The sequence below is a fragment of the Rhizobium sp. P2_G9 genome (assembly GCF_056403475.1).
The window spans coordinates 72,064-83,542 of sequence record NZ_JBFUFK010000015.1 but is presented as its reverse complement, the minus strand read 5'-3'; the positions used below and the strand labels follow the sequence as shown (position 1 = coordinate 83,542).

The 11,479-nt window shown below is 57.0% G+C and carries 6 protein-coding genes; 2 read left to right on the top strand and 4 right to left on the bottom strand.

Annotated elements, in window-relative coordinates; all coding sequences use genetic code 11:
* Nucleotides 1–119: 119 nt before the first annotated feature.
* Entirely contained in the window at nucleotides 120–293 is a 174-nt protein-coding gene (locus tag AC1DYF_RS14720; RefSeq protein WP_477877470.1) for a hypothetical protein, read from the top strand.
* A 322-nt stretch (nucleotides 294–615) separates the two neighbouring features.
* Complete coding sequence (rfbB, locus tag AC1DYF_RS14715) at nucleotides 616–1,671, top strand: dTDP-glucose 4,6-dehydratase (RefSeq protein WP_477877469.1); 1,056 nt, start codon at nucleotides 616–618, stop codon at nucleotides 1,669–1,671.
* Nucleotides 1,672–1,895: 224 nt separating this feature from the next.
* Here rfbB and AC1DYF_RS14710 read toward each other — a convergent pair whose 3' ends face one another.
* The 4 genes from AC1DYF_RS14710 to AC1DYF_RS14695 form a co-directional block, all read right to left on the bottom strand.
* Nucleotides 1,896–3,203 (bottom strand): hypothetical protein, encoded by a 1,308-nt coding sequence (locus AC1DYF_RS14710; RefSeq protein WP_477877468.1) that lies wholly within the window; start codon nucleotides 3,201–3,203, stop codon nucleotides 1,896–1,898.
* Between the two features lie 10 nt (nucleotides 3,204–3,213).
* A complete protein-coding gene (locus AC1DYF_RS14705; RefSeq protein WP_477877467.1) occupies nucleotides 3,214–4,215 on the bottom strand; it encodes an STELLO glycosyltransferase family protein in 1,002 nt (333 codons plus the stop codon).
* Between the two features lie 646 nt (nucleotides 4,216–4,861).
* Entirely contained in the window at nucleotides 4,862–6,382 is a 1,521-nt protein-coding gene (locus tag AC1DYF_RS14700; RefSeq protein ID WP_477877466.1) for an Ig-like domain-containing domain, read from the bottom strand.
* Between the two features lie 276 nt (nucleotides 6,383–6,658).
* Nucleotides 6,659–11,434, bottom strand: a complete 4,776-nt coding sequence (locus AC1DYF_RS14695) for an NAD-glutamate dehydrogenase (RefSeq protein WP_477877465.1) — start codon at nucleotides 11,432–11,434, stop codon at nucleotides 6,659–6,661.
* Nucleotides 11,435–11,479: the final 45 nt, after the last annotated feature.

The following is an 11,479-nucleotide window of genomic DNA, read 5'->3' as shown; positions in this document are numbered from 1 at the left end:
ATAACAAGGCGGGTACTGGAAAGCAATCGGGCGACGTAGAAATTTGATCCCGCGTACGCGATGATTGAAAGGAAACCGACCGCAGATCGGCTGAAACCGGCTCTTGGAACATGTCGAAATTGACCCATGAAACCTGCCTCGTTTCCCACCGGCATATCCGGCGAAATATTGATCCGATCGGCCAACAACCAAAGAAAATCGCGCCGTGGCGGCGTGAAAAGAAATGCGTCCGCGAGAAACGTGCATTTGCCGAACTCATCAAGGATGTGATCGGCCGCGGTCGCGACATATGAGCAGCCCAGCCGATGGCAAATCTGCAAAACATACTTGCAAGCAAGCGGCTGTCTTAATATGCAGGTCCGACATCAGATCGGGTTGGGCGCCAGCCGGAGAAATTGGATGCCTTGTCAAGCGATAGAACTATCGAAAATAGTCGCTATTGTCCCAACTCGTCTTGGTGATGCACGCGCCATTTTTCCGGGGTCTTGAAGGACATGTGGTTGCGCCGCGATGTGAAAAAGGATGCGATCCTGCGCGACAAGGACACGCATCAGCCCAAGCTTGCGGACTTGCCGTCGGCATTCCGCTATGTGCCTTCCATGGAGAAAGCCTGACATGCGCATTATGGTCACCGGCGGTGCCGGCTTCATCGGGTCGGCGCTGGTTCGCCATCTCGTGCGCGACGTGGGCGCCGAAGTGCTCAATGTCGACAAGCTCACCTATGCCGGCAACCTTGCGTCCCTGACAGCAATCGAAAACGCGCCGAACTACCGCTTCCTCAAGGCCGACATCTGCGACCGGGTGAAGATGACCGAGGCGATCGACACATTCCGGCCGGACCGGATCATGCATCTGGCCGCCGAGAGCCATGTCGACCGCTCGATCAGCGGCGCAGGCGAATTCGTCGAAACCAATGTCATCGGCACATTCAATCTGCTCGAAGCCGCTCGCCACTACTGGGGCGGCCTGCCAGAGGCGGAGAAGCAGGCGTTCCGCTTCCTGCATGTCTCCACCGACGAGGTCTATGGCTCGCTCGGCGACGACGGGCTGTTCCACGAGCTTACGCCCTATGATCCGTCCTCACCCTATTCCGCGTCGAAGGCCGCGAGCGATCATCTGGCGATCGCCTGGCAACGGACCTATGGCCTGCCGGTGATCGTATCGAACTGCTCCAACAATTACGGTCCCTTCCATTTTCCTGAAAAGCTGATTCCACTGACCATCCTCAATGCGTTCGAAGGCAAGGCTCTGCCGGTCTATGGGCGCGGCGCCAATATCCGAGACTGGCTCTATGTCGAGGACCATGCGCGCGCACTCGACCTGATTGCCTCCCGAGGCCGGCTGGGGGAAAAATATAATGTTGGCGGCCGCAACGAGCGCCGCAATATCGATGTCGTGCTGCGGATCTGTGAATTGCTCGACGAGTTCAAGCCAAAAGCCCGGCCGCATGCAGAGCTCGTCAGCTACGTCACCGATCGCCCGGGTCACGACGCACGCTATGCGATCGACGCCACCAAGCTCGAATCCGAGCTCGGCTGGAAGGCGCGCGAAGACTTCGATAGCGGCATCAAGAGCACGGTGCGTTGGTATCTCGACAATGAATGGTGGTGGCGGCCATTGCGCGACAGCGTCTATTCCGGCGAACGCCTTGGCGTGTTGAAGCGAAGCTGAGCCTGTGTAAAGATCCAAGGAGCAGCCGTTTGACTTTGAGCCCAGTTCGAACGTTCTTTTGCAGATCCGATATCTTGCGATGCGCCCTGTGCCCATTCGAATGGAAGCGGTCAGCCCCATCGGCGAAGATATGACCCAGCCATGCGAAGCGATGGCGGATTGCCTCCACCACCGAGCGCATATTCCTTCCTTCGCTGCCCCAAGAGGCGCAGCGTCTTAGCTGACTACGAACAAGCCTCCGTAATCGGCCCCAGCAGGTTGCGTTCCAGGACCGCTCCCGCCTGAGCCGGGGCATCCCGATGAAAGTGCCAATAATTATGCTCAAGGACCGGCCACAGCTCGTTATAGAATTCTGCGAGCCGGGCACTGCTTAAAGCATTCAGGCGCCGAACCTGCTCGAACGCCAACTTCATTCTCTCCTTGGCGTCAGCGACATCGTCGTAACTTTCGTCAATAAGCGGCGAGAATGTTTCAAATCCCAGCTCACGCATCCTCCGCAATGCTCCGGAATTGCCAAAATAGACGAACGGAGAAAAGTTCATAAACGACTTGAACGCGATGGGCGTAATGAATAGAAAATCCTGCTCATGAAAATTGGTGTCGACAATGATGCTGAAATACGCGTTATCGTAATGCTCACTCGACTGGCTGCGCCAAGGCAGCGTCCTCTTATACGCCGCGCTCATCTGCGATTCTTCCAGGGAAACGTCTAGCGATATCGGAAGAAGAGCAGCGAAATCGTCGGCATACTTTATCGTTTCGTCATATTCCGGGTAGTGACGCAGGCCCTGTTTCAAACGCTCCAGATTGAACTCTCTGCCGCCCTGATTATAGGCAAGAAACGATATCAGACCGTCGTCGAAGTAACCCTGAGCAAACAGCCACAGCAAAATATAGAATCTGTGTGGGCGCAATCGACCGTTGAAGCTGACAAATTTCTTGCTCCTCGATGAACGAGCGCTTGATGCAGACTGCGCCCGTTTTTCGATTCTTTCCCGCGTGTCATTCGTCATCTGGTTCAAACCGACCATCAGCCAATAGCAACTGTCAAAATCGACAATGTGAGGCCGGTCTTTCAAGGCTGACAAATATTTTCTCTCGAAGAGACCGTGAGCACGCAGATTGTTATTCAGAACAACGACGCGGTTCGGATTTATGCTCTCCCTTTCTATACCCCTCAAAAGGCCCGCAGCTATGTCACCTCTGCAATCAAGCGCTTCGACAGCAGAGTCCAATAACAATACCCCGTTTCGCTTTTCTACTTCAGCCCATACTTGTTTGTCGAACGCTTCGTAGACGTAATTATTATTGGCGGATTTGGAAAGCGCCAAGTCCTTGTCGAGACGATATTGGTTGTTCAGGTTCAAAGCATATATAGGCTTGCTTGAACCAGCGTCGAGTTTGCCTGGATCGCGCGTCGTGCTCGTCAACAACTCGAGCTTATTCCAGGCAAACAGGTTCAGGAAATGTTCCGGCATCGCCCATTTCGGTTGAGAGGGATCCGGAACAACGATCGTATAAGTATTTTTCATTTCCAAGGCCTTAGTCGAGTATTTTTTCGCAGTCATCACACCAGGCGGACAGCAAGCTCATTTCTTTGGCATCTACAAAGCCAAGTTCAATTAGTCTTTCATAGCATTTTACCAAATCGGCCAACATAGAATTGCGCTTTCCGCCGAGCTTGAGATTTTGCAACGCTGAAACCAGCTCTTTACTGCGTTTATATCCATCCACTTCATCTGAGAAGTCGCGCATTAAGTCATGATCATTTCTATCCTGATACACGGTGGAATGGTGAAAGAGAATACCAAGTCCATTCTCGAACAAGATACGCTGCGTGACAAAACTTCGCCAAATGTCAGTCATTCTGAATGAGCAATAAAATGGAAGATACATCAGAGGAAATGCTTCCCGCCACCAAGTTGTATTTTGGCTATTGAAGGGGCACCAAGCATTATTTGCTATCGCGACGGGTTCGTTGCGGTCAAAATCTATGGGTAGGTCGAATAACAACCGATAGATAGCATCGACGTCGGGATTACGATCGGCAAGTCCCTGATGAACAGGGCAAATGATCTCTGTTTCGGGTAATTTGTCGAACGGCGGGGGGGATTGTCGGACCAGATCCAGCGGAAAACCCCTCGGCCAGATAAACTTCGGAGTAAAGTAAGAGTATAAATTTACCCACCCGTCAGTAGAGCAGGTGCGTACCGACTGCTTCGGACTTCTGGGCGCCCAGATCCCGTCCAGCGGTGCGTTATCATCGTCTGTTTCCAGAATTTCAGTGGCGCCACCTGCAAAAGCCAGCAGATAGCCAATATTCTTACGTGCGTAGTGTCCTGTAGGGCAAATTTCCGAGTATCTATACGGGAGCTTTTTCTGAGCATCTATGCTATAAAAATCGACGTGTTCCAGCTCGTATGAGTCTGGCGATTTCTTATCTCCAATTATAACGAATTTGTAATTGTTTTCGTTTGCCCCCGTGCTGAATTTCTTCATTGGCAACGTTGGGCCATTGATAGATGTTACAACGAGATATTTCATGCTCTTTATGCCTCTTGCCGCGCCTGCTGTCACAAATGCGCGAGTTGGGGTCTCTCTGGGACGTATGAACGGTTGAATAACGGAAGCGTCTTTTACACGGTCTAGGCAACACGTCCAGTGAGAGAAAGCCTTACAACGAGTTTTCAGCATCAAGTTCGTGAGGCGCTGGAATCGGCGTTGATAACTGCGCGTGCATTCTTTATCGCGGCGGCCGGAGTTTGTTTGCGCCGCCTGCGGCGCCGGTTTCGGATTCGATCCCACGACGGTGTCGTCGCCACAACCTTTCCGTCCTGCTGGACAGCCACTGATGAACCGTTGGAGACCGGTAGCGACCCCGGCGTCGAAAGTCGGCGAAACGATTCAAAGGGCCAAGTATCCTGACACGCCATTCACCATCGCTGGCGTCGAACATGAGAAGCTCGGCGCCCATCCTTCTGCTCAGCACATCCGCGAGATAATCGCATCAACACATGTCTCCGAAAGTGGACACCGATTCGAGATAAAGACAGCGCAAACCGAGACCTAAAGCACCGGGAGCAAATCCCGGAGATTTGCGACGCGCTTTGGCCAGAAGCTTTGGATGGTGAGCGCGGTTAAGGATGCGCGATGACATGCCGACGCGACGCCTTTCAGCAGCAACCTTCATTCAAATGATGAAGTCAATCCCTGTCAACTCGCTCTTGGTGACACCCGTCAGCACCACATCATCCACCGTTCCGTAGTTGTTAGCCAGATGCAGAACCGTGGAGCCCCCCGATTCCGTCGCTGCGTCAAACATAGCCTTGAAGTCTTGGATGAAATAAGCCGAAATATCGAGAAAATCGTGGTGGCCAAGGAGGTTTCCGGCGCTGAAATCGGTGATCGTCGTCTGGCCGCTGCCGAGCGTCAGCACGAAGACATCGTTACCGCCATTGCCGGAGAGCAGGTTGTAGACGTGGCTGGCACTGCCCCTTGCAGTGCCTGTGACCAACGTGTCGTCGCCGGAGCCGCCGAAGATGAAATTCTGCAATGTTGCGCCGCCCGATGCAATGCCACCCGAGGCGAAATTCGCACCCTCACCCATCTGCATCAGGTTATAGACGAAAGCGCCCTGCCCGGTGGCGTTGCCGCCATAGGCGGTATCGTTGCCTGAGCCGGCGGCGATCAGATTCTGCACGGTCGCCAGGCTGCCGGCATTGCCGCCATGGAAAATATTGTCGCCTTCGAAATCATTGAGCATGTTGCCGGTGAAATGCAGGCTGCCCGGGCTGTCGCCGCCGACAAGACTGTCATCGCCGGCGCCGCCATTGGCAAAGCCACCGGCGGAGGAAAGCGTGACCGTGTCATTACCGTCAAGCCCGTTCAGCGTCTGCATGTGATCCGTGCTTGTGCCGGTGACGATCTCGTCATCAGACGTCCCGTTGAGCACGGGATCACTGCCGGTGACGACCGAGATCGTCTTGAAATCAAGCGTCCCGCTCGCCAGCCCGGCAAAGCCATTGCCCAAAAAATCGCTCAATGCCCCGGCGGAAATTGTCACATGGTAGGTCGTTCCGGCATGCAGATCGGCGGTGGGGTTGATGGACAGCGTCGAGCCGATCACCTGGACCTGGCTCGTATCGGTCACGTCTATGACCCTGGTATCGCCGGCGCCGTCGCTGATGGTGATCGTTCCCGCGCCGAGCTTGATCAGTTCATTGAAGGAGAGGTCGATATTGCTGTCGAGCGCCACATGGGTCATGTCATCGAACGGCGTGGAAAAGACGAGCACCGGCGGCGTGGTGTCAGGCGGCGGAGCCTGCCAGGATTCAACCACGAGCGGGTCGCCATCGCGGCCATGCTCATAGAACAGCTCGATTCCGTTCGAGGAAATCGAATAGACCCCCGCTGTGGTCTCGAACACAATTCCGGCGCCGTCTATGCCGAATTTGCTGCCATGGAAATAGCCCTGGCTGTCACTGATGAAAATCGTATTGTCGAACGGACCGATGCCGGCCTCGAATTGCAACCTACCACTGCTGCCATAAATGTCGATGATCGGGTTACCGTCGAACTTGCCGCTGAGGCCCTCGATCGCATATCCGGCGGCAAACACACCGGGGCTGATCTCGACATTCGTGACATAGTCGCTGGTCGTAATCGTTATGTAGGAACCACCCGCGAAATCATAGTCGTAGGTACGAGACATCGCAAACTCCTAACCGCCGGGCTAGCCGTGAATCAGGTCACGATCTCCGGCCTTCAGTTCGTTGCACGCGTGAAACCGTCCATAGAAACCTTCCGCTGGACCTATATCGTCTTCGATGTAGTTTTGCAACTCAACCGGCTGAATGGTTCCGACATGTGTTTGCCGACGTGGAAGCCAATTGTCCGTCATCATTCACACGGCAGAACGAGTTTGCGGGACTGGTGCGTTCCCGCAAAAGCTCCTTTGCAGTTTGGGTCCAGGTGCACTGACAACCGATCATGTTTTCCTGACTTCGTTGGCAAGATCAGTCAGCAGGCCGGCGGCAACCGTTATACGCGCCAAATTCGGATCGCCGCTATCGCTGAGCCCCGAAAGCTCTTCGACAATCCGGTTGATGCGCACCCGGTCTTCGGCGTGCCAGGCCTGGACTGGTCGTTTCTCCTTGCTATGATGGGCAAGCGCGGCAATGGCAATGTCGCGGCGTGAACTGGCGATCTGGTCAATGCTGCGCGCCAGCGCCAGATTTTCGTAGTGGTCCGGCGTGACGATCCTGCCGCCGGCAGCCAGAAGGTTTTCGACCCGGAACGTCTGCGACACGGCGAAATAGCATTCTGCTGCGCGCGTCAGCGATGCACCGGTACGGTCGGCGATCTGCATGATCTCCGGTGCCAGCGCCAGGCTCGATAGGCCGGCAATTTCCTGCGCCAGTTTCTCCGGCACGCCGGCTTCCTGATATTCGCTCCGGAGTGCGGCGACTTCCGACGACTGCTGGCCGGCCAGAAGCGGCTTGAGCTGTTTGAAGGCGGCCTGGATCCGGCTGATCACGTCCGCCACGTCACCCTTGACCATGGTCGTCTTGAGCAGAAGGCGCGTCAGGACCGTGAAGACGAACCCGATCTCCTCATAGATGCGGTTCTGCATCTGGCCGGAGATCTTGTTGTCCAGTGCGTCCACCTCGCCCCAGAGGCGCGCCAGATCGAAACCGTCGCGGGCCACGATCGCGGCACGCACCACGTCCGGTGCGGCTGCCGCAGTCGCATCCATCATCTTGATGACGAAAGCGGGACCGCCGCGGTTGATCGCTTCGTTGGCAAGAACGGTGGCGATGATTTCCCGCCGCAGCCGATGGCTGGCAATGTCGGCGGCGTTGGATTTCTGCATTTTCGCTGGGAAATATTGGGCCAGCGTCGTAGCGAAATAGGCATCGTCCGGCAAAGGACTTGCCACCAGCGCATCGAAGAGCACGATCTTCGCATAGGACAGAAGGACGCCGATTTCCGCGCGGGTCAGCGGCTTTCCAGCAGTATAGCGCTCGGCAAGGGCCGCCTCGTCAGGCAGCATCTCGACCTTGCGGTTCAACTGCTTCGTGCCCTCCAGCACGGTCATCAGCCGCGCTAGTTCCAACCCGTTGGCCGTACCCTTCCTCTCCGTCAGCGAAATCGCCAGAGACTGCAGATAGTTGTTGCGCAGCACGAGTGCGGCCACTTCGTCGGTCATCACCGGCAGAAGCTGGTCGCGCTTGGCCCGCGTCAGCCGCCCGTCATGCATGGCAGCAGCCAGCGCGATCTTGATGTTGACCTCGACGTCGGAGGTATTGACGCCGGCGGAATTGTCGATGGCGTCGGAATTGCAGCGTCCGCCTTTCAGCCCATAGGCGATGCGCCCCCGCTGAGTGACGCCGAGATTGGCGCCCTCGCCGATGACCTTGGCGCGCACCTCGTCAGCGGAGATGCGGATGGGATCATTGGCACGGTCGCCGACATCGGTGTCGGTTTCCGACACCGATTTGACATAGGTGCCGATGCCGCCGAACCAGAGCAGGTCCACCTGGCTTCTGAGGATCGTACTCATGATCTCGAACGGCGTCGCAACCGTCTTGTCCATGCCGATCGCGGCTGCCGCTTCCGGCGTCAGGGTGACGGATTTGGACGCGCGGGAAATGATCATCGCCCCCTTCGACAGGATTTTCTTGTCGAAATCCTGCCAGCTGGAACGGGCGAGATTGAACAGCCGCTGCCGCTCGGCAAGGGTCTTTGCCATATCCGGATCCGGATCGATGAAGATGTCGCGATGGTCGAAGGCAGCGATGAGCCGGATTTTCGGAGACAGCAGCATGCCGTTGCCGAAGACGTCGCCGGACATGTCGCCGACGCCGGCCACGGTGAAGGGCGTGGTCTGGATGTCGATATCCATCTCGCGGAAATGGCGTTTGACCGTTTCCCAGGCGCCGCGGGCGGTGATGCCCATCTTCTTGTGATCGTAGCCGGCGGAGCCGCCGGATGCGAAGGCATCGTCCAGCCAGAAACCGGCTTCCTGCGCCAGCGCATTGGCGGTGTCGGAAAAGGTTGCGGTTCCCTTGTCGGCGGCAACGACAAAATAGGGATCGTCGTCATCGTGGCGCACCGTATCCTTTGGCGGAACGATATCGGCACCGGCAATATTGTCGGTGATCGACAGCAGCGTGCGGATATAGGTCTTGTAGGCCTCGCGGCCGGCATTGAAGATCTCGTCGCGGCTGCCACCAACCGGCAGCTTCTTGGGATAGAAGCCGCCTTTGGCGCCGACCGGCACGATGACGGCATTCTTGACCTGTTGGGCCTTCACCAGCCCCAACACTTCCGTGCGATAATCCTCGGCGCGATCCGACCAGCGCAGACCGCCGCGCGCCACCTTGCCGAAGCGCAGATGCACGCCTTCGACCTCGACGCCAAAAACGAAGATTTCGCGGAATGGCCGCGGCGCCGGCAGGCCGTCGACCAGCTTCGGATCAAGCTTGAAAGCCAGCATTGCCTTCGGCGAGCCGTCCGGATTGCGCTGGAAGTAATTGGTGCGCAGCGTCGCATCGATGACGTTGACATAGCGGCGCAAGATGCGGTCGTCGTCCAGGCTCGGCACGCCGGAGAGCGCCGTTTCGACCTTCGCATGCAGATCGGCGAGCTTCTTGGCGCTTGCCTTCTCTGCCAGTGCGATATCGTGTGCATCATGGAAAAGACGAAACAGGTTTGCGGCAATGTCGGGATATTTGTCCAGCGTCGTGGCAATATAGTCCTGCGAATAGGCGATGCCGGCCTGGCGCAGGTAGCGCGCATAGGCTCGGAGTACATTGGCTTGGCGCGCCGAAAGTCCCGCGGACAGGATCAGCCGGTTGAAGCTGTCGTTGTCGATTTCGCCCTTGAAGGCCGCGACGAAAGCCTCTTCCAATGCCGCACCGTATCGCTCCAGATCGACTGTGCCGCCACGGGCCTCGACCCGCATATCATGCAGCACGACAAGCTTCGCAGCGCCACCGGCGGCCGGAGCCGCGATGTCGAATGTCCGCTCGCTGACGGCATTGAAGCCGAGATTTTCCAGAAGCGGCACGCGGCGCGACAGTGCCAGTTGGCCGCCGGCGTGAAAAATCTTCAGCGACAGGACCGCTCCGTGATCCTCCTGGCGATCGTAGAACTTGATGCGGATCGGTTCGCCCTTGGCGCAGGCAAGGATATCCGGCAGATCAAGCACCGTTTCTTCCGGCGTGAACGTGTCCTGGAAAGCGTTGTCGACATTGATCCTGCCTGCCTCATGGCCTGCCAGAGCCTCGAAACGATCGACCCAGCGCGCGGTAATGCGGCGGATCGTGTCTTCGAGTTCGGACTGGAGAACACGCGGCGTCTTGCCGCCGGAACGGCCGATAATGAAATGCACCCGTGCGACGCCGCCTTCCGGAAAAGCCGGATAGTAGGCGGAAACACGCCCGTCATAGGCAGTCTTGAGATAGGTGCCGATCTTCTCACGGACGTTGGAGTCATATTCCTCACGCGGCACGTAGACGAGAACCGAGACGAAGCGATCGAAACGGTCGATGCGCGGCAGCACCCGCACACGCGGCCGGTCGGCCAGTTCGTTGATCTGCTCGGCGAAGCTCGCGAGCAAGCTCCTGTCGATCTGGAAAAGGTCGTCGCGCGGATAGGAGTCGAGCGTGTTGCCCAGCATACGGCCCGAATGGCTCATCGGGTCGAAGCCGAAATGCGTTTTGACCCAGTTGATCTTGGAGCGCAGCAGCGGAATCTCATCAGGCGTGGACGTATAGGCGGTCGAGGTGAAAAGGCCGACGATGCGCAGTTCGCCGGTAACGTTGCCCTTGTCATCGAACCGTTTGACGCCGACGTAATCCATGTAGCCACGGCGATGCACGACTGATTTGACATTCGCCTTGGTCACGATCAGGAAATCGGGGCCATCGAGGAAAGCCAGGATTTGTGGTGTCGTCGTCACCGCATCCTTGCCCGTGCGCAAAACGCGTACGTCCGGATCCGACAGGATGCCGAGGCCGGCACCCTTGTCGCGCTCGACTTTGGCGTCCGATCCCTTGCCGGAATAGACATATTCCCGCATGCCGAGGAAAGTGAAGTTGCCGTCGCGCAACCATTTCAGGAAGGCAACCGCCTCGTCGCGATCGGCCTTTTTGCCGCCGGCGCGATAGGCTGACAGGTCCTCGATCGCCGTATCCACCTTGGCAAGCATCGGCTTCCAATCGGAGACGGTCAGCCGCACCTGCTCCAGCACCAATGTCAGGCGCTTCGTCAGATCGGCCGATTGCAGTTCCGTCAGTGGCGCGAGGTGGATTTGCATATGGCTGACGCGACTTGCCGGCGCCCCGGGATGATCGGCCGAGTAAAGTTCGGGAGACTTGCCCGCCTCGATGACCAGGATGGGATGAACCGCCATATAGAGGTCGCGATAGCTGCTGGTGATCTCGCCCATGACGGATTCATAGAGGAAAGGCATATTGTGATCGGTCACGGACAGCACCGATACCGTAACGCCGCCGGGCTCGAGATTGGCGACCGGCGCGACGCTGATCTGCGGCACCTTGCCATCCCATTTGGCAAGTTCCTGGGCAGAATGCAGGGTTGAGTGTGCCAGCATGTCCGGGCTATAGCGTTTCAGATCGTCGTCGCTGGCTCGATTGAAAAGAATTTCCGGATCGAGAAACGGAGCGCCAGCGGCCACGGCAATTTTCCGCGCCAGATCGAATTGCTTATGCCTTTTGGGATCGATTTTTTCAGCCATTGGTCGTTCCTCCACTTAACGTCTTGTTGTTATTTTAACTGCACC